Source organism: Ensifer adhaerens, from assembly GCF_000697965.2.
In the GTDB taxonomy this organism is placed as follows: Bacteria; Pseudomonadota; Alphaproteobacteria; order Rhizobiales; family Rhizobiaceae; genus Ensifer; species Ensifer adhaerens.
In genome coordinates this window covers 568,074-587,098 of the sequence record NZ_CP015881.1, presented here as the reverse complement: position 1 = coordinate 587,098, position 19,025 = coordinate 568,074, and the positions used below count along the sequence as shown (strand labels likewise).

The 19,025-nt window shown below is 64.1% G+C and carries 12 protein-coding genes; 7 read left to right on the top strand and 5 right to left on the bottom strand.

Annotation, left to right across the window (positions count from 1 at the left end):
• Positions 1 to 227 precede the first annotated feature (227 nt).
• The 3 genes from FA04_RS22275 (at position 228) to pbpC (ending at position 8,652) form a co-directional block, all read left to right on the top strand.
• Positions 228 to 893, top strand: a complete 666-nt coding sequence (locus tag FA04_RS22275) for a GntR family transcriptional regulator (protein ID WP_051659493.1) — start codon at positions 228 to 230, stop codon at positions 891 to 893.
• Positions 894 to 1,105: 212 nt separating this feature from the next.
• Positions 1,106 to 6,562, top strand: coding sequence for an alpha-2-macroglobulin family protein (locus FA04_RS22270; protein WP_472323159.1), 5,457 nt, complete (start codon positions 1,106 to 1,108; stop codon positions 6,560 to 6,562).
• Positions 6,563 to 6,570: 8 nt separating this feature from the next.
• Positions 6,571 to 8,652 carry a penicillin-binding protein 1C gene (gene pbpC / locus FA04_RS22265; protein WP_034799403.1) on the top strand — a complete coding sequence of 694 codons (2,082 nt, stop codon included), beginning with the start codon at positions 6,571 to 6,573 and terminating at the stop codon, positions 8,650 to 8,652.
• Here the strand turns inward: pbpC and FA04_RS22260 are convergent.
• Positions 8,642 to 10,318 (bottom strand): ATP-binding protein, encoded by a 1,677-nt coding sequence (locus FA04_RS22260; RefSeq protein WP_234798804.1) that lies wholly within the window; start codon positions 10,316 to 10,318, stop codon positions 8,642 to 8,644. The genes pbpC and FA04_RS22260 overlap by 11 nt on opposite strands.
• A 188-nt stretch (positions 10,319 to 10,506) precedes the next feature.
• Here FA04_RS22260 and FA04_RS22255 point away from each other — a divergent pair, with 188 nt between their 5' ends.
• The 3 genes from FA04_RS22255 (at position 10,507) to hpaH (ending at position 12,864) form a co-directional block, all read left to right on the top strand.
• Complete coding sequence (locus FA04_RS22255) at positions 10,507 to 11,166, top strand: response regulator (RefSeq protein WP_034799397.1); 660 nt, start codon at positions 10,507 to 10,509, stop codon at positions 11,164 to 11,166.
• Positions 11,167 to 11,373: 207 nt separating this feature from the next.
• Positions 11,374 to 11,988 carry a LysE family translocator gene (locus tag FA04_RS22250; RefSeq protein WP_034799394.1) on the top strand — a complete coding sequence of 205 codons (615 nt, stop codon included), beginning with the start codon at positions 11,374 to 11,376 and terminating at the stop codon, positions 11,986 to 11,988.
• A gap of 72 nt (positions 11,989 to 12,060) precedes the next feature.
• The gene (gene hpaH / locus FA04_RS22245) at positions 12,061 to 12,864 is read left to right on the top strand and encodes a 2-oxo-hept-4-ene-1,7-dioate hydratase (protein ID WP_034799390.1); all 804 of its coding nucleotides are present in this window, start codon (positions 12,061 to 12,063) and stop codon (positions 12,862 to 12,864) included.
• Positions 12,865 to 12,906: 42 nt separating this feature from the next.
• Here hpaH and FA04_RS22240 read toward each other — a convergent pair whose 3' ends face one another.
• The 4 genes from FA04_RS22240 to gcl all read right to left on the bottom strand — a co-directional run bounded on the left by FA04_RS22240 (position 12,907) and on the right by gcl (position 17,981).
• Positions 12,907 to 14,175: a glycerate kinase type-2 family protein gene (locus FA04_RS22240; protein ID WP_034799388.1), complete on the bottom strand. Its 1,269-nt coding sequence runs from the start codon at positions 14,173 to 14,175 to the stop codon at positions 12,907 to 12,909.
• Positions 14,176 to 14,413: 238 nt separating this feature from the next.
• Positions 14,414 to 15,298 (bottom strand): 2-hydroxy-3-oxopropionate reductase, encoded by an 885-nt coding sequence (locus FA04_RS22235; RefSeq protein ID WP_034799385.1) that lies wholly within the window; start codon positions 15,296 to 15,298, stop codon positions 14,414 to 14,416.
• Positions 15,299 to 15,303: 5 nt separating this feature from the next.
• A complete protein-coding gene (gene hyi / locus FA04_RS22230) occupies positions 15,304 to 16,119 on the bottom strand; it encodes a hydroxypyruvate isomerase (protein ID WP_034799381.1) in 816 nt (271 codons plus the stop codon).
• A gap of 77 nt (positions 16,120 to 16,196) precedes the next feature.
• The gene (gcl, locus tag FA04_RS22225; RefSeq protein ID WP_034799378.1) at positions 16,197 to 17,981 is read right to left on the bottom strand and encodes a glyoxylate carboligase; all 1,785 of its coding nucleotides are present in this window, start codon (positions 17,979 to 17,981) and stop codon (positions 16,197 to 16,199) included.
• A gap of 171 nt (positions 17,982 to 18,152) precedes the next feature.
• On the opposite strand from gcl, the gene FA04_RS22220 reads away from it, so the two are divergent.
• Positions 18,153 to 18,974, top strand: a complete 822-nt coding sequence (locus FA04_RS22220; RefSeq protein WP_034799375.1) for an IclR family transcriptional regulator — start codon at positions 18,153 to 18,155, stop codon at positions 18,972 to 18,974.
• Positions 18,975 to 19,025 lie beyond the last annotated feature (51 nt).

The window sequence follows — 19,025 nt, the reverse complement described above, 5'->3', positions numbered from 1 at the left end:
ACAAGGCTGGCTTCGCAGGCTCGACCATATCACGCTCTGCCGCTCCGCTTCATCAGAGACCTTTCCTCCGTCAGACGATTTCCGGTTCCGGCGACGAGATCGTCGCGCCTACTTTCCAAAGCTCTGTTGCCCGGCGCCCGGATTGGACCTATGACCGTTGACCAACAGCGCGAAAACGCTTCCGAATTCGCCGTGCCGAGAGGCTTGGCCAGCGGGGTTTGAACAGGATGAAACTCGACGCCGTCGATGTCAGGCAAGCCGCCTCAGCGGCCGATATCGTCTATGAGGCCTTGCGCAAGGCGATCATCGAAGGCGACCTTGCCGAAGGCGAGAACCTGCGCCAGGACCACATCGCCCAGATGTTCAACACCAGCCGCATTCCGGTGCGCGAGGCGCTTTCGCGGCTGGAGCAGCATGGGCTGATTACCACCGAGCGCTATAAGGGCGCCGTTGTCGCCGGCCTCTCGATTGAGGAAATCGAGGAGATTTTCGAGTTTCGCGCACTGATCGAGGCGGAGGTCATTCGGCTTGCCGTACCCAGTCTCGACCGCCGTACGCTGGACCTTGCACGCCAGCATTGCGAGGAATTCGAGCAGGAGGAAAATTCCGACCGCTGGGGCGAAATCAACCGCAACTTCCACTACAGCCTCTACGAGGCAGCGCGTCGCCCCTATTACCTGCAGATCGTTCGCGCCTCTCTCGATCGCATCGACCGTTACCTGCGGGCGCAGCTGACGCTAACCTCGGGCGTTGCGCGTGCGCGCCGCGAACACAAGGCGATCCTGGATGCCTGTGTGGCGCGCGACGCCGAGCGGGCCAGCGCCTTGACGCGCGATCATATCCTCGATGCCGGTCGCTCGCTGACCGTCTTCCTGAGAGAACAACGAGGCTAGCGGCGCGGTTTCTCCCGCGGCTTTGGCCGACCGTCATAATAGTTTGATTTACATATCGTTTTATCGTGTTTCATTCCGGATCGATGCTCGATCCTTCACAGCAGTGCTCCCGCTGAAATTGCGCCGCACGTCGACTGCTCTCCGGTTGACAAGCGGGGCGGAAGCCTGAAAAGTGAAGCCTCTATCGAGACCGGCAGCGTTGGGAGGACTTGATGTCTGTGCGCGCGTTTTTCGGCCTTTCCACCCTCTTCCTGTCGCTTTTGACCGCCGGCATCCCCGCCGTTGCCCAGGAGAGTGGACGGCAGATCGAGATCACTCAGGACGGCGATTATTTCGGTTTCGACCTCAGGACCGAACAGAACGTCTCGCTCGACGAATGCCAGCAGACATGCATCGCGGACCAGGCCTGCCGCGCCTTCACCTACAATCCCAAGGTGAAGTGGTGCTTCCTCAAGTCCGACTATAACCAGCTCAACACCTTCCCCGGCGCCATCGCCGGCAAGGTCGTGCAGCCGCAGGTCACACAAGCCGACATCGGGGCGCCGCCGCGCCTGAAATTCCTGTCGGATCAGTTGCTGCAGGACGCCCGCAACACCAAGGCCAATCTTACCCTTGCCGACGATCAGCAGGGCATGGGCGTCAATACGCTCATCGACATGGCACGCGGCCAGGCCGGCATGGGCAATATCGAAAATGCGCTGAAGGCCTTCCAGGGCGCGTTGGCGATCAATCCTGATGACGCCGAACTCTGGCTGGAGGCGGCGCGAACCGCGAACCGCATCACCAACAATTCAAGCGTATCGATCCAGGCGGCGATCGCCGCGATCAACGGCTACGAGCTGACCCGCACCACCGAGAGCCGGGCGCATGCGCTTGCCGTCATGGCCAAATCGCTGGAAGGCGCCGAGAATTTCCGCGCCGCACTGAACGCCTACAAGGCGAGCCTGGAACTGGTGAAGGCAAAATCGGTCGAGGCAGCCTATCTCGACCTTAAGCAGCGCAAGGGCTTCCGCGTCGTCGAACATACGATCGATTCCGACGCTGCGACGCCGCGCGCCTGCGTGCAGTTCTCCGAGCAGCTTTTGAAGAGCGGCGCCGACTATGCCTCCTTCGTCACCGTCAATGGTGCTGCGCCAAAGGCGCTTGAGGCGAAGGGCGACCAGATCTGCATCGAAGGCCTATCGCATGGCGAGCGCTACAAGCTGACCCTTCGCGCCGGCCTGCCGTCCACCGTCGACGAAATGCTCGAAGCGCCCGTCACCCTCGATATCTATGTCGCGGACCGCGCCCAAATGGTGCGCTTCACCGGCGACAGCTTCGTGCTGCCGTCGACCGCGCGCCGCGGCATCCCGCTCGTTTCCGTCAACACCGACAGCGCCAAGCTGAAACTCTACCGCGTCGGCGATCGCAGCATCGCCCAGGTGCTGCAGAGCTCGCAGTTCCTGACCCAGCTCGACGGCTACAGCGCCCAGCGCATCGAGGATGAGATCGGCGAACTCGTCTGGCAGGGCTCGATCGACATCGAGCGCGACGTCAACAAAGAGGTCGTCACAAGCTTCCCGGTCGACGAGGCACTGCCTCAACGCAAGCCCGGCGTCTACGTCCTCACCGCCGCACCGACCACCGGTATCAGCCAGGAATGGGATGCGCGCGCGACGCAATGGTTCGTCGTTTCCGATATCGGCATCTCCACCTATGCCGGCACAGACGGGCTGAACGTCTTCGTGCGCTCGCTTGCGACTGCCGAGTCGATCGAAGGCGTCGAACTGCAGCTCGTCGCCAAAAACAACGAGATCCTCGGCACGGCGGTGAGCGATGATGACGGCCGCGTGACCTTCACTGCTGGCCTGATCCGCGGCACGGCCGGGCTCACGCCCGCCGTCATCACCGCCAAGAAGGGCGAGGACGACTATGTCTTCCTCGACATGAGCCGCGCCGGCTTCGACCTTTCGGATCGTGGCGTCACCGGGCGCGCGGCTCCTGGCGCCATCGACATTCTCGCCTGGACCGAGCGCGGCATCTATCGTGCCGGCGAAACCGTGCATGCGGCAGCGCTTGCCCGTGACGTTGACGGCATGGCGATCGAGAACCTGCCGCTGACCTTCGTCTTCCTCCGCCCGGATGGTGTCGAATATCGCCGCATGACCAGTGCCGGCGGCAAGCTCGGCGGCCATACGCTCGACCTCGACACCCAGGCAAACGCCATGCGCGGCACCTGGACGATGCAGATCTTCACTGACCCGAAGTCGCCTGCGATCGGCGAGAAGCAGTTCCTGATCGATGACTTCGTGCCGGATCGCACCGAATTCGATCTCACCAGCGACGCCAAGGAAATCGCCGTCGGTGAGACGGCAAGCGTGGCAGTCGACGGGCGCTATCTCTATGGCGCACCGGCTGCCGGCCTCGAACTTGAAGGCGAAGTGACGATCAAGCCGACGCGCGAAAACGCCGCCTTCAAGGGCTATTCCTTCGGTCTTGCCGACGAAGAGGCGAGCGAAGACACGCGCCTGCCGCTCGAAGAGCTTTCGTCGCTCGACGAGGAAGGCAAATCCAGCTTCGACGTCCTCATCGACGAAGTGCCCTCGACCACGCAGCTGCTAAATGCCACCGTGACCGTTCGCATGCGTGAAGCCGGCGGCCGCGCCGTCGAGCGCTCGCTGAAACTGCCGGTGCGCGCCGAGGGCCCGATGCTCGGCATCAAGCCGGAATTCGAGGGTGAGCTCGCCGAAAACTCCGTCGGCAAGTTCCGCGTCATCGCCGTCGATCCGGCCGGCAGCAAGGTCGCCATGCAGGGGCTCCTCTGGAAGCTGATCAGCGTCGAACGGAACTATCACTGGTATCGCGACGGCAGCGCCTGGAAATACGAGCCCGTCGTTACCACCAAACAGGTGGCCAACGGCAGCGTCGACCTGACGGAAGACGGCGGCGATATCTCCGTGCCCGTCGGCTGGGGGCACTATCGCCTGGAAGTCGAGACGGCCGCGGTCGATGGCCCGACTTCGAGCGTGGAATTCGACGCCGGCTGGTATGTCGCCGCCACCTCGACGGAAACGCCTGACGGCCTGGAAATCGCGCTCGACAAGGAAAAATATGCGGTCGGCGACACGGCCAAGCTGAAGGTCTCGCCGCGTTTTGCCGGCGAACTGCTGGTCACCGTCGGCACAGAGAACCTGATCACGACCGAGACGGTATCGATTGCGGCTGAAGGCGGCGAAGTCGAATTGCCGGTCACCGACGCCTGGGGCGCCGGCGCCTATGTCACCGCCACGCTCTACCGGCCGGGCGATGCCCAGGAAAGCCGCATGCCGATGCGCGCCATCGGCATCAAATGGCTCACCGTCGATCCGGCCGAGCGCAAGCTCGCCGTCACGCTTAACGCGCCCGAAAAGATGGAGCCGCGCCAGCCGCTCGACATCAGCCTCCAGGTCGCCGGTGCCGGTGCCAATGAGGAAGCCTATGTGACGATCGCCGCCGTCGATGTCGGCATTCTCAATCTCACCCGCTACGAGCCGCCGAACCCGGAAGCCTGGTATTTCGGCCAGAGACAGCTCGGCCTTGAAATCCGCGACCTTTACGGTCGCCTGATCGACGGCTCGCTCGGCGCGACCGGAAAACTGCGCACCGGCGGCGATGGCGGCCAGGTCGCGCTCCAGGGCAGCCCGCCCACGGAAAAGCTGGTCGCCTTCTTCGAAGGACCGGTACAGCTCGACGGCGACGGCAAGGCAACCGTCAGCTTCGACATCCCGCAGTTCAACGGAACGGCGCGACTGATGGCCGTTGCCTGGACGAAATCCGGTGTCGGCCACGCCACGCGCGACGTGGTGATCCGCGACCCCGTCGTCGTTACCGCCAGCCTGCCGCGGTTCCTGGCACCCGGAGACCGGTCGGACCTGAGGCTCGATATCGCCAATACCGACGCACCGGCCGGCGATTACCAGATCCATGTGACGACCAGTGGCCAGGCCACCGTCGAGCAACCGGGGACGGGCAGCACGGTCACCCTGGACCAAGGCGGTCGCTCCTCCATCACCTTGCCGGTCGTCGGGCAATATCCCGGCAACGGCGTCGTCACCGTGGCGCTGACCGGCGCCAACGGCCTTTCGCTCGAGCAGTCGCTCGACTTGCTCGTGCGTCCGGCAACCCTGCCGGTGACACAGCGACAAGTGGTTTCGATCGCGCCAGGAAGCAGCCTGACGGTCGACGGGCAGTTGCTCGCCGACAGCATCCTGCAGGGCGCTTCCGTCAACCTCAGCGTCACCCGCTCTGCCGCCTTCGATATGCCGGCACTGCTGATGACCCTCGATCGCTATCCCTATGGCTGCACGGAGCAAACGACCAGCCGCGCGCTGCCGCTGCTCTACCTGAGCGAACTCGCCAAGCAGTCCGGCCTTGCCGATGACGAGGGCGTGACGAAACGGGTGCAGGAGGCGATCTACCGCGTGCTCTCCAACCAGTCCTCGTCGGGCAGCTTCGGTCTTTGGGGCCCGGGCTACGGCGACCTCTGGCTCGATGCCTATGTCACCGACTTCCTGACCCGCGCCCGCGAGCAGAAATATGACGTGCCCGAGGCCGCAATGGTTCAGGCGCTGGAAAACCTGCAGAACGGCGTCAGCTACGACACCAACGCCAAGGATCGCGGCAACGAGATCGCCTATGCGCTCTACGTGCTTGCCCGCAATCGCAAGGCGGCGATCAACGACCTGCGTTATTACGCAAACACGCTGATCAACGATTTCCCGACGCCGCTCGCCAAGGCTCATATCGCCGCAGCGCTTTCGCTGTATGGCGATGCTCAAGGGGCGCAGGACACGTTTGCCAACGCGGCGAACATGTCGACGGGCCTCGTCAATGTCAGCCTGTCGCGCTCCGACTACGGCTCGTCGCTGCGTGACGGCGCGGCGGTGCTGGCGCTTGCGGCCGAAAGCCGACCGGTCCCGCCGATCGTTCCAGAGCTATCGAAAATGGTCGCCCGCGAATGGGAACAGAAGACCTATACCAGCACCCAGGAACAGGCCTGGATGCTGCTTGCCGCCCGCGCCATCCAGAATGGCGACGAGGACATGGCGCTCGACGTCAACGGCGCATCGAAGTCCGGCAGCTATGCCGCCCAGATGACCGGCGACGCGCTCATCACCCACCCGGTGGTGATCCGCAACCAGGGTGCCGATCCGGTTTCGGCCGTGGTCACCACGGTCGCCGCCCCCGCCCAGCCGCTTTCGGCCGGCGGCGACGGCTTCACCATCGAGCGCACCTACTACACGCTCGACGGAGCCGAGGCGAACGTCATGGAAGCGCGGCAGAACGAACGCTACGTCGTCGTGCTGAAAGTCACGGAGGCCAACGACTGGCCGTCGCGCGTGCTGGTCACCGACCTGCTGCCGGCCGGTTTCCAGATCGACAATCCGAGCCTCGTCGACAGTGCCCAGCTCAGCAATTTCGAGTGGCTCGGCGAAATCACCGCGACCCATACGGAGTTCCGTAACGACCGCTTCGTCGCAGCACTCGACCGCAGCATCGGCGCCGGCCGCGAGGTCACGCTGGCCTATGTCGTGCGCGCGGTAACGCCGGGCACCTATGACCATCCGGCCGCAACTGTCGAGGACATGTACCGGCCGCAGCTTTCGGCCCGCACCGCGACCGGGCGCATGGAGGTGCTGGCCGCGCAATAGGCAAGATCATGTCGATTGGGCGCAAACTGCTGATCGCCTTGCCCGTCTGCCTGCTGGTGACGGGGCTGACGGGCTTTGCGATCGAAAAGGCTGACGAGGCCTTCCCGCCGCCGCTTGCGGAGGCGGACGTCGTCTCGCGCGAGGTGGACGACGCCAACGGACAGCTCTTGCGCGCCTTCGCAACGCCGGATGGCCTCTGGCGACTGAAGACCACGGTCGACGATGTCGATCCGCAGTTCCTGAAGATGCTGATCGCCTACGAAGACCAGCGTTTTGAGGAGCATTCCGGCGTCGATATCTTGGCGCTTGGCCGCGCCGCGCTTCAATTCGTCAGCAATGGCCGGATCGTCTCGGGCGCCTCGACGCTTTCCATGCAGGTCGCCCGGCTGATCGAGCCGCGGCAGCAGCGCTCGATAACCGCCAAGCTGTTGCAAATCGCACGCGCGATCCAGATCGAGCGACGGCTATCGAAGGACCAGATCCTCAATCTCTATCTCACCCATGCGCCTTATGGCGGCAATATCGAGGGTGTGCGCGCCGCGAGCCTCTCGTGGCTAGGCAAGGAGCCGAAACGGCTGACGGCCGGCGAAGCGGCCCTGCTCGTGGCACTACCGCAATTGCCGGAGAAGCGCCGCCCGGACCGCAACCATGCCGCCGCTGTCGCCGCCCGCGAACGGGTGCTGACGCGTCTCGCCGTTGCTGACGTGATTGGCGACGGCGAAGCGGAACGCGCAATCGCCACGTCCGTTCCGTCGCGCAGGCTGCAACTCCCGGCCTATGCCGCGCACCTCGCCGAACGGGCGTTGCGCAAGGACCCGCGGGCGGTTCGGCATGAGACGAGCTTGCGCCTTGCCGTCCAGCGCAACCTCGAAGCCGTGGCAAAGGAAGGGGCAGCCAAGCTCGGACCGAAGGTTTCGGTCGCCATGGTGATGGCCGATGCGAAGACCGGAGAGATCGTCGCTTCGGTCGGATCGGCCGACTATTTCGATGCGAGCCGCTCCGGCTGGATCGACATGACGCGCATCACGCGTTCGCCGGGCTCCACCCTCAAGCCCTTCATCTATGGCCTTGCCTTCGAAGAAGGGCTCGTCAGCCAGGAAACGATCATCGAGGACCGGCCGGCGGACTTCTTCGGCTACCGCCCACGCAACTTCGACATGAGCTACCAGGGCGATGTCAGCGTGCGCGAGGCGCTGCAATTGTCTCTGAACGTTCCGGCGATCCGCCTGCTCGACGCGGTCGGCCCGGCCGAGCTGATGATGCGCTTTCGCCGCGGCGAGGTGAAGCCGGCACTTCCTGCCGGCGAAGCACCCGGCCTTGCGATCGGTCTTGGCGGCGTCGGACTTTCCCTGCGCGATCTCGTGCAGCTCTATGCGGCGCTTGCCAACCGCGGCTTCCCGCTCCGGCTCGGCGACGGCGTTGAGGGCAAGGCGGGCCTGATCGAAGCGGAACCGGTGCTTTCGCCGGTCGCCGTCTGGAATGTCTCCGACGCGCTCTCCGGCGTGTTGCCGCCCGCTGGCAGTCGCCAGCGCGGCATCGCCTATAAGACCGGCACCAGCTACGGCTACCGCGATGCCTGGTCGGTCGGCTATGACGGCCGCCATGTGCTCGGGGTCTGGGTCGGACGGCCCGACAATGGCGCGGTTCCCGGTCTCACCGGCTATGGCAGCGCCGCCCCCATTCTCTTCGAAAGCTTCGCCAAATCCGGCTTCGGCATCACGCCGCTGCCCGATGCGCCGGCCGGCGCGATCCGCATTTCTCAAGCCGAACTGCCGATCAGCCAGCGCCGCTTCTCGCTGACGGCAAGCGGCCTCGTCAACGCTTCGGCCCGCGAGCCGGCACCGCAGATCGTGTTTCCGCCCGAGGGCGCACGCGTCGAGCTCAGTGCGAACCATCAGGCGCTTTCGCCGCTGACACTCAAGCTCCAAGGCGGACGCGCGCCGTTCCGCTGGCTTGCCAATGGCAAGCCTCTGCCGGAGCTCACCCGCCGGCGGGTCACGCAGTGGCAACCGGATGGTGCCGGCTATTCGACGCTGACGGTGATCGATTCCGTCGGCCGCGCCGCCAGCGTGCGCGTCTTCATCGAGTAACAGTGCGGATCTCGCGTGCCGCGTCTTCAGCCCGCTCGGCGAGGAGCGCTTCGATCTCCTCCTCCAGCCGCACCGCATCGAGCGGCTTGTGGAGAAGACGGTGGCCGCTTGCGGTCACTTCCTTCAGCCGCGCCGGCGACGTATCGCCGGAAAGGATCAGCGCCGGCACCTCCCGCCCGAGATAGGCCCTGATCTCCCGGATCGCACCGATCCCGGTCTTTCCGGCCTCGAGACGGTAGTCGGTGATGACAAGATCGACCGGCACCTCTCCTAAGCGCGCAGCCTTCGCAAGCTCCTTTCGGGCCCCGGCAGCCGAACGCCCGGCATAGACCGCATAGCCGAGCGTGCGGAGCAACAGCGCCGTCGCATCCAGCGCGTCGCGCTCGTCGTCGATGACGACGATGCCCCCATGCTGCGTCGCAGCGGCCGGATGGGCGCGTCCGGGCTGTGCCAGCGAAGGCGGCGCAACCACCGGCAAAGTGATGGAAAACATCGAACCGCGGCCCTCCGTCGAGACCACCTTGACCGGGTGGCCGAGCAGAGCGGCGGTACGCTGGACGATAGCAAGGCCGAGCCCGAGCCCTTGCGCCCGGTCGCGCGCCGGGTTCTGAAGCTGTACGAACTCCTCGAAGATTGCGTCCTGTTCGGACGCCGGGATGCCGACACCGGTGTCCCAGACCTGCACCTCCAGCGCAGCACCGCGGCGTCGGCAACCGATCAGCACCGTGCCGGTCCGCGTGTAGCGGAAGGCATTGGAAAGAAGGTTGTCGAGGACGCGCTTCAGCATCATCGGGTCGGTATCGACCCAGACATCCGTCATCACCACGCGCCATCCGAGGCCCTGGTCCTTCGCAATGCGGGAGAACTCCGCCTTGAGGTCGTGGAACAGTCGCCGTAGGGACACCGGTTCGCGCGCGACGGTCACGATTCCCGCGTCAAGCTTGGAAATGTCGAGCAGCGCATCGAGCAGACCGCCGAGATTACCGATGACCGAGCGCGCGCGATCGGCGAGGTCGCGCGCGCTCTTGGCCGGAACGTCACCGTTGCGACCGAGTGCTGCCAGCGTCGAGGTGAAAAGGCTGAGGGCGTGGATCGGCTGACGCAGGTCGTGGCTTGCGGCAGCGAGGAACCGCGACTTGGAGCGATCGGCGCTCTGCGCCTTGTCGCGCTCTGCCTCAAGGCTGGTGATCAGCGACAGATTCTCGAAACGCAGCCGCACCGTTTCGGCAAGCGTCCTGTGGGTAACGCGGCTGTAGTAGAGGTCGACGCCGAAGAGGCAGATGGTGAAAATCAGATAGGTGTCGTAGATCGGCCCTTCGCCGAGGAAGCAGCGGATCGCGAAGGGCAGGAGGATCGCAACCAGCGAGCCGGCATAGGCGAGCGGAAAGGCAGACAGCGACGGCACCGCGCCGCTGGCAATGCCTGTGATCACGATGCAGACGAAGGCAAGCGTCTGCGGCTCGTCCGGATGGAAGGCAAACCAGCCAAGCGCGCCCCAGAGACCGCTGGAAACCCACGAAAGCAGCGTGAAGCGCCAGGCCCATCGCCGCCAGTCCCGCGTCCGCCCTTCATCGGTCTGACGCCGATATCGCCAGTCGAGAAGAATGCGGGCGAACGTCAGCAGATAGAGTGCGGCACCCCATGAAAACAGCAGATCCCACGACACAAGATCGCGCAGGACATAAGCAACCGGCAGTGGAATTGCGAAATTGGCAAAAAGCACCGCGTAAGATTGACGAAATAATAAGCCTATCAGGAGAGGTTGCAGGTGTTCGCGAGTCTCCATTGCCGCTCCTGTCTCGATGCAACGCCATGTCCGCGGAGAATTGCCGATTTCGATGAAGGATTGCTTACATGCGCAAACTGCTGACGATCGTGGTGGCAGACGATCACGCCATCGTTCGCGAGGGCCTGAAGCTGCTGCTCTCCACCATGGACCACGTATCGGTGGTTGCGGAAGCGGCCGACGGCGAGACGCTGACGACCATCGTTCGCGCCAGCAGTCCTGATCTGGTGATCCTCGACCTCGGCATGCCGGGGGTTGCCGGCGTGCAGTTCATCAACGAACTCCGGGCGGTCGCGCCGCGCATGAAGATCCTGGCGCTGACCGCAAACATCGAGCCGCGAACCGTGCGGGCCGTGATCGCCGCCGGGGCCAGCGGTTACCTGACGAAGACCGGCGACCCGGCCGAACTGAATGCAGCACTCGACGCAATGCTGCGAAACGAAATTTATCTCAGCCAATCGGTTCGTTTCGCCATCGACGATCCCCGCAGCCACCAGCCGCCGCCGACAACCGATACGGCGCTCTCCCCCATCCCCCTCACCCGCCGCGAAATGCAGATCCTCTCTCTCGCCGCCCAGGGGCTGACCGCGCGCGAGACCGCCGATCGCCTCGGTATCAGCCCGCTCACGGCCCGCAAGCATCGCGAGAACCTGATGCGCAAGCTCAGTCTGCACAACACGGCAGAGATCGCGGCCTATGCGCTGCGCATCGGCCTGCCGATCGGTTGATATCGCAGTCCTCGCCGGTCTTTCCGGAAGTCACCTTCCCTTAACCACGGCAAAACAGGCGATCCTGCCACAACGCCGAAATACGGCACCTGCCGTATGTCAATCGGATACAACCAAGCGTAGTTCTCCCGCTCTATCGCGCCACCGAGATGGTTCGACGCCAAGACGTCGGCCCGGGGCGTTCCGGCTATTTCGGGAGGAGCCCCCATGCCGTCGCTGGAGCATTGGATTTCGTTCGCACTGGCAACGGCGATTTTCGCCTTCATGCCGGGTCCTGCCATTCTCCATATGACGGCGCAGACGTTGGCGCATGGCCGCAAGGCCGGCCTCCTGGCGGCGCTCGGCATTCATATCGGCTGCTACGTCCACATCGCCGCCGCGGCGCTCGGGCTTGCCGCCCTGCTTCACCATGCACCGCTTCTCTATGGGGCGATCAGGCTTGCCGGCGCCGTCTATCTGGTCTGGCTCGGCGCGACCATGCTGCTCGGAGTCGGCAAACATGCCGCCCACGCCGAGGCTGCGAAACCCGGCGTCCTGCGCGACAGCATCGTGGTGGAGGTCCTCAATCCCACGACCGCCTTGTTCTTCGTGACCTTCCTGCCGCAGTTCGTGGATCCGGCCGTGGCGATGCCGATGTCGCTGCAGTTCCTGATGTTCGGCCTGCTGGTGAACCTTGCCCTGTCGGTCGCCGATATCGCGGCCGTCTTCCTCGCCTCCTTCACGCTCGGTCGGCTGGTTGGTGGCGCCGGCAATCTTGTTCCGCGCACCTGCGGTTCGATCCTCATCGGCCTCGGCCTGATGCTGGCAAGTCAGCCGATCTGATCGCCCAAAGACGGTGCGCGCGCCGGGTCCGACCTTGGTGTATCCTTAAGGACGCTGAAGTCGGGGGGCGCCATGCTGAATGCAACCGAGATCGCCAAGGCCGCCGAAAGCCTGCATCAGGCCGAACGCGATCGAAAACAGATCGGGCTCCTCTCGCTCAAGCATCCCGAAATGACGGTCGACGACGCCTATGCGATCCAGGCGGCTCTGGTCCGGCGCAAACGCGACGACGGCCACCGCATCATCGGCTGGAAGATCGGGCTGACGTCCAATGCCATGCAGCAGGCGCTCGGCATCGACACGCCCGATTCCGGCGTGCTCTTCGACAACATGCTGTTCGACGACGGCGCAAGCATACCCGCCGATCGCTTCATCCAGCCACGGGTCGAAGCGGAGATCGCGTTCATCATGAAAACCGGGCTCAAAGGCCCGCGGGTCAACATCGTCCAGGTCCTGAACGCCACGGATTATGTCATGCCGGCGCTGGAAATTCTCGACAGCCGGATCGTCCGCACGGATCCGAAAACAAAGAAGGCGCGCATCCTCGTCGATGCGATCGCCGACAATGCCGCCAATGGCGGCCTCATCCTCGGCGGCCGCGCCGTGCGCCCCGATACGGTCGACATGCGCTGGATGGGGGCGATCGTCTCGCGCAATGCGGTGATCGAGGAAACGGGACTTGCGGCCGGTGTGCTCAACCATCCGGCGCGCGGCATCGCCTGGCTCGCCAATCGTCTCGCGCAATGCGGCGACGCGATCGAGCCCGGCCAGATCGTTCTCTCAGGCTCTTTCATCCGCACGCTCGAAGCCAGGAACGGCGACACGATCGTCGCCGATTTCGGCGCTTATGGCTCGGTCAGTTGCCACTTCGCGTGAAGTGTATAACGACAGGCAGGCTACACACCCGCCGCGCGGATATCACTGCACCAGGATGGCGCGGAAGTCGTTGACGTTGGTGCCCGTTGGCCCCGGCTTGAAGAGATCGCCGAGCGCATCGAACGCCGACCAGCTGTCGTTCTTCTGCAGGAATGTCGCGGCATCCAGCCGTTGCGCCGCGAGGCGGGCGATGGTGGTGTCGTCGGCGAAAGCGCCGGCGTTGTCCTCGGAGCCGTCGATGCCGTCGGTGTCTGCGGCCAGCGCCGAGACCCCTTTGGCACCGTCGATGCCGAGCGCCAGCGCCAGCAGGAATTCGCTGTTGCGTCCGCCCTTGCCCTTGCCGCGGATGGTGACGGTCGTCTCGCCGCCCGAGAGAACGACGACCGGTTTGGTGAACGGTCGACCGCGGCCGACGACTTCCCGGGCGATCGCCGCATGCACACCGCCAACGTCGCGCGCCTCGCCCTCGATCGCATCGGAAAGAATGATGGCGTCGATGCCGGCGGCACGCGCCTCTGCAGCCGCGGCCTCGAGCGAGACGGATGCGGATGCGATCAGCCGGACTTCGTTACGGGCAAAACGCGGGTCATCAGGAGATGGCGCGGCGCTTTCCGGGCTATTGATCCACGCCATAACCTTTGCCGGCAGGTTCAGACTGTAGCGCTCGATCAGCGTCAGCGCATCCTCGCGCGTGCTGGCGTCCGCCAGTGTCGGGCCGGAGGCGACCAGCGCCGGATCGTCGCCCGGAATATCGGAAACGATCAGCGAAACGACCTTGGCCGGATAGGCCGCGGCAGCCAGCCGACCGCCCTTGATCATCGAGACGTGCTTGCGCACGGCATTCATGGCGCTGATCGGCGCGCCGGAGGCAAGCAACGCCCGGTTGACGGCGATCTCGTCTTCCAGCGTCAAGCCGGGTGGTGGCGAGGGCAAAAGCGCCGAGCCACCGCCGCAGACGAGCGCGACGACAAGATCGTCCGCCGTCAGGCCGCCGACTTCAGCGAGCAAGCGCTTCGAGGCCAGTAAACCGTTTTCATCAGGCAGGGGGTGCGACGCTTCCAGCACCTCGATCGTCTCGCATGGGGCAGCATAGCCATAGCGGGTGACGATCACGCCCGAGAGCGGACCATCCCAATGGCGTTCGAAGGCGGCTGCCATCTGGGCCGCACCCTTGCCGGCCCCAACCACCACCGTCCGCCCCTTCGGTCGCGCCGGCAGGTTGGCCGCGATCACTTTCTCCGGATCAGCCGCGGCAACGGCCGAGGTGAACAGCGCTTCGAGGAAACGGCGTGGATCGGTGATGGTTGGCATTGGTCTCCCCCTGGAGGATGTCGCGTCGCTCCATCCTTATATGTCATCCCAGCGCAAATCGCGGTTGGAACTGCATGAAAGTCTCGGGCGGCGGTTCCTCCAACCGCCGCCCGGACGCATGACCGGTCCGGCACAATGGGACGCCGGACGAGTCATGCGCATTTAAGGTCGTCGCCTGATCTTTTCAAAGCGGCGCAATTCCTAACGGAAAACCGCTTCGCACGTTCCCTGGAATTGCTTAGGCAACCTGGTGGTTCGCCATGCGCTCCAGCGCCCGGACGAGGCCGGAGTGGTCTAGGCCGCTGTCGCCGTTGGCTGCGCAGTTGTTGAAGAGTTCCTGCGTTGCCGCCGTGTTCGGCAGCGAGATGCCGAGCGACTTGGCACCCTGGAGAGCCAGGTTGAGGTCCTTCTGGTGCAGCGAGATGCGGAAGCCCGGATCGAAGGTGCGCTTGATCATGCGCTCGCCGTGAACTTCGAGAATGCGCGAGGAGGCAAAGCCGCCCATCAGCGCTTCGCGGACGCGCGCCGGATCAGCACCCGCCTTGGAGGCGAAGACAAGCGCTTCCGAGACCGCTTCGATCGTCAGCGCAACGATGATCTGGTTGGCGACCTTGGTGACCTGGCCGTCGCCGCAATCACCGACGAGCGTGATGTTCTTGCCCATCAACTTCAAGAGCGGCAGGGCGCGGTCGAAGCTCTCCTGGGCGCCGCCCGCCATGATCGAGAGCGAAGCATTCTTGGCGCCGACTTCGCCGCCGGAAACCGGGGCGTCGATGTATTCGGCACCGGTCTCGCGAACTTTCTTGGCGAATTCCTTCGTCTCGATCGGCGAGATCGAGCTCATGTCGATGACGAGCTTGCCCTTGGAAAGACCGTAGGCGACGCCGTTTTCGCCGAAGAGAACATCCTTGACCTCAGGGGTATCCGGCAGCATCAGGATGATGGTGTCGACGGTTTCGGCCAACGCCTTCGGCGAGTCGACGAACTTGAGGCCGTTGTCGAGCAGCTCCTGGCGCGGCGGGATGACGAACTTCGAGGTGACGATGGTGTGGCCGGCATCCTGCAGGTGGCGCGCCATCGGCGTGCCCATGATACCCAGTCCAATGAAACCGATTGTTGCCATGGTGTTTAGCTCCTGATCTTGATGATGTCTGCGGATTGGGTGCGCTGGCGCTCGGCGCCGAGCCAGCCAAGGCCCTCGGCAGTCGTGGTGCGCGGCTTATATTCGCAACCGATCCAGCCGTCGTAGCCGGCCGCTTCCAGCGCGTCGAAGACGAAGGGATAGTTGATCTCGCCGGTGCCCGGCTCGTTGCGGCCCGGATTGTCGGCAAGTTGGACATGAACGATGCGATCGGCAAAGCGTTTGTAGGTGCCGATCAACTCGCCCTGCGTGCGCTGCTGGTGGTAGAGGTCGTACTGGATGAACAGGTTGTCGCTGCCGACCTCCTCAATGATCGAAGCCGCCTGCTCGACCGTGTTGAGATAGAAGCCCGGAATATCGAAGTCGTTGATCGGTTCGATGAGCAGGCGAATGCCCTGCTTGCCGAGTTCGCTTGCAGCAAGCTTGAGATTGGCGACCAGCGTGTCGCGCAGCACCTGTTCAGAGACACCGTGAGGCGCGATGCCAACCAGGCAGTTGACCTGCTTGCAGTCGAGCGCCGTCGCGTAGTCGATGGCGCTCGCCACGCCTTTGCGGAACTCGTCGACCCGGTTAGGCAGGATGGCGATGCCGCGTTCGCCGCTCGCCCAGTTGCCGGCCGGCAGGTTGTGCAGAACTTGGGTCAGGCCATGGCGCTGAAGCTCTGCGCGCAGGCTCACCTTTTCGAATTCGTAGGGAAACAGATATTCCACGCCCTCGAAGCCGGCCTTGGCAGAAAGGGCGAAACGATCGAGGAACGGCACCTCGTTGAACAGCATTGTCAGGTTCGCAGCGAACTTCGCCATGCGATGTTTCCTCCTTGTGTTTGTCTTGTGAGCGATGCGGGCGGCGGAGCGCCCGCATCTCCTCAGTCATTCAAGGCTCAGTCGAGCAGGGCCGTGATCGCGGTCGGCACGTCCTCGCCGCGCAGCGCCAGTTCCTCGAACTCGACGACTGCATTGATGTCGGCGCCCATGGAGATGTTGGTGACGCGCTCGAGGATGAACTCGATGACGACGGGAACCTGGTGCTCGTCCATCAGCGCGCGCGCCCGGTCGAAGGCTTCCTGGAACTCGTTCGGACTACGCACCCGGATCGCCTTGCAGCCGAGACCTTCGGCAACCGCGACGTGGTCGACGCCGTAACCCTTCTCCGCATCGCCCGACGCGTTGATGTTGTCGAAGGCGAGGCTGACTTCGAAGTCCATGTTGAGACCGCGCTGCGCCTGGCGGATGAGGCCGAGATAGGAATTGTTCACGACCACATGCAGGTAAGGCAGCTTGTGCTGGGCGCCGACAGCCAGTTCCTCGATCAGGAATTGGAAGTCGTAGTCGCCTGAGAGTGCCACGATCGTCCGGTCCGGATCGGCAGCGCGAACACCGAGGGCCGCAGGCAAGGTCCAGCCGAGCGGTCCGGCCTGGCCGCAATTGATCCAGTTGCGCGGCTTGTAGACGTGCAGGAACTGGGCGCCGGCGATCTGGCTGAGGCCGATGGTCGAAACGTAGCAGGTGTCGCGGCCGAAGGCCTTGTTCATCTCTTCATAGACGCGCTGCGGTTTCAGCGGCGTCTGGTCGAAGTGGGTCTTGCGCAGCATGGTGCGCTTGCGCTCGCGGCACTCTTCCGCCCAGGCGGACCAGTCACGCAGCTTGCCCGCCGTCTTCCATTCCGTCGCGACATCGAGGAAGAGCTTCAGCGCAGCGCCGGCATCCGAGACGATACCGAAATCGGGCGCGAAAACGCGGCCGATCTGCGTCGGCTCAATGTCGACGTGAACGAACTTGCGGCCTTCCGTGTAGGTCGGAACGTTGCCGGTGTGGCGGTTTGCCCAGCGGTTGCCGACGCCGAGCACGAAGTCGGAGGCGAGCATGTTGGCATTGCCGTAGCGATGCGAGGTCTGCAGGCCGCACATGCCGGCCATCAGCGGATGGTCATCCGGGATCGTGCCCCAGCCCATCAGCGTCGGAATAACCGGAATTCCGGTGATTTCGGCAAATTCTGTCAGAAGGTCCGATGCATCGGCGTTGATGATGCCGCCGCCGGCAACGATCAGCGGGCGTTCCGCTTCGTTCAGCATCGCGATCGCCTTCTCGGCCTGGGCCCGCGTCGCCTTCGGCTTGTAGGCTTCAAGCGGCTGGTAGGTGTCCGGATCGAATTCGATCTCGGCAAGCTGGACGTCGACCGGCAGGTCGATCAGCACCGGGCCGGGACGGCCGGAGCGCATGATGTGAAACGCCTTCTGGAAGACGAAGGGAACGAGCGCCGGCTCCATGACGGTAACCGCCCACTTGGTGACCGGTGCTGCGATCTTGGCGATATCGACAGCCTGGAAATCTTCCTTGTCGAGACGGGCGCGCGGCGCCTGGCCGGTGATGCAGAGGATCGGGATCGAATCCGCCGAGGCCGAATAGAGGCCGGTGATCATGTCGGTGCCGGCCGGGCCCGACGTGCCGATGCAGACTCCGATATTGCCGTGCTTGGCGCGCGTATAGCCTTCGGCCATGTGGGAAGCGCCTTCGACGTGGCGCGCCAGGATATGACGAACCGAGCCGCGCGCCTTCAGCGCCGAGTAGAACGGATTAATGGCGGCACCCGGTACGCCGAAGGCACAGTCGATGCCTTCCTTTTCCAGAACAATAACAGCCGCGTCAACGGCACGCATCTTAGCCATGGGAACTCCTCCAATTTCCTGAAACAATAATCCATTATCGTCGATACGCAACACGTAAATGGAATTCATTTCCATCATGTGGAAATAAAGATTTTCAATAATTCGGAGAAAATCGCGGCATGGCCTGATAGAGGATGATGGGCGAGACACGTGATTTGCAGAGAGGCTTTTATGGACGGCAACGGCAGGGGAAAACGCGGACGCAAGGCGGGCGAGAACGCCGCCCCTTCATCCGTCCAGGTGCTTGATCGCAGTCTCGCCCTTTTGACGGTCGTGGCCGAAGGCGACGGCTCAACCCTCACCCAGCTCGCCGACGAGACCGGCATGGCGCCGTCGACCGTGCACCGGCTGCTGGCAACGCTTGCCGGCCACGGCATGGTGATGCACGACCCGGACACGGGCGCCTGGACAGTCGGTTTGAAGGCGTTCGAGATCGGCAACGCCTATCTGCGCTTCCGCAAGCTCGGCACCATCAGTCGGCCGTTTCTAAAAGGACTGATGGAGGAAAGCGGCGAGACGGCGAATATCGGCATCGAGGAAGGCGGCGACGTCGTCTTCATTTCGCAGGTCGAAAGCCACGCGCCGATGCGCGCTTTCTTCCGTCCCGGCCGCCGCGGTCCGGTTCATGCCTCCGGCATCGGCAAGGCCATCCTGTCCACCTGGTCCGACAAGGAGATCGCCCAACTGCTCCACGGTCGCGAACTCGCGCATTTCACCGACAAGACGCGCGATACGCTGCCGGCGCTGCTGAAGGATATCCAGGAGATCCGCCACCGCGGCTGGTCGGTCGACGACGAGGAGCACACGCTCGGCATGCGCTGCGTCGCCGCTCCGATCTTCAACGAATATGGCGAAACGATCGCCGGCATATCCATCTCGGGCCCGTCGGTCCGCGTCAGCGATCAGAAGCTCTCAACCTTCGGCCCCATCGTGCGCGAACGCGCGGATGCGCTGACCAAGGCGATGGGCGGCAAGCGACCGGAAGAGCTTTAAACCCCGACCAACAGAAACGCCGCGCGTCCGATCCGGACACGCGGCGTTATA

Excerpts from the sequence above, each read along its gene's own strand:
- FA04_RS22275 (WP_051659493.1), top strand. The coding sequence starts at position 228 with ATGAAACTCGACGCCGTCGATGTCAGGCAAGCCGCCTCAGCGGCCGAT.
- FA04_RS22270 (WP_472323159.1), top strand. The coding sequence starts at position 1,106 with ATGTCTGTGCGCGCGTTTTTCGGCCTTTCCACCCTCTTCCTGTCGCTT.
- pbpC (WP_034799403.1), top strand. The coding sequence starts at position 6,571 with ATGTCGATTGGGCGCAAACTGCTGATCGCCTTGCCCGTCTGCCTGCTG.
- FA04_RS22255 (WP_034799397.1), top strand. The coding sequence starts at position 10,507 with ATGCGCAAACTGCTGACGATCGTGGTGGCAGACGATCACGCCATCGTT.
- FA04_RS22250 (WP_034799394.1), top strand. The coding sequence starts at position 11,374 with ATGCCGTCGCTGGAGCATTGGATTTCGTTCGCACTGGCAACGGCGATT.
- hpaH (WP_034799390.1), top strand. The coding sequence starts at position 12,061 with ATGCTGAATGCAACCGAGATCGCCAAGGCCGCCGAAAGCCTGCATCAG.
- FA04_RS22240 (WP_034799388.1), bottom strand. The coding sequence starts at position 14,175 with ATGCCAACCATCACCGATCCACGCCGTTTCCTCGAAGCGCTGTTCACC.
- FA04_RS22235 (WP_034799385.1), bottom strand. The coding sequence starts at position 15,298 with ATGGCAACAATCGGTTTCATTGGACTGGGTATCATGGGCACGCCGATG.
- hyi (WP_034799381.1), bottom strand. The coding sequence starts at position 16,119 with ATGGCGAAGTTCGCTGCGAACCTGACAATGCTGTTCAACGAGGTGCCG.
- gcl (WP_034799378.1), bottom strand. The coding sequence starts at position 17,981 with ATGGCTAAGATGCGTGCCGTTGACGCGGCTGTTATTGTTCTGGAAAAG.
- FA04_RS22220 (WP_034799375.1), top strand. The coding sequence starts at position 18,153 with ATGGACGGCAACGGCAGGGGAAAACGCGGACGCAAGGCGGGCGAGAAC.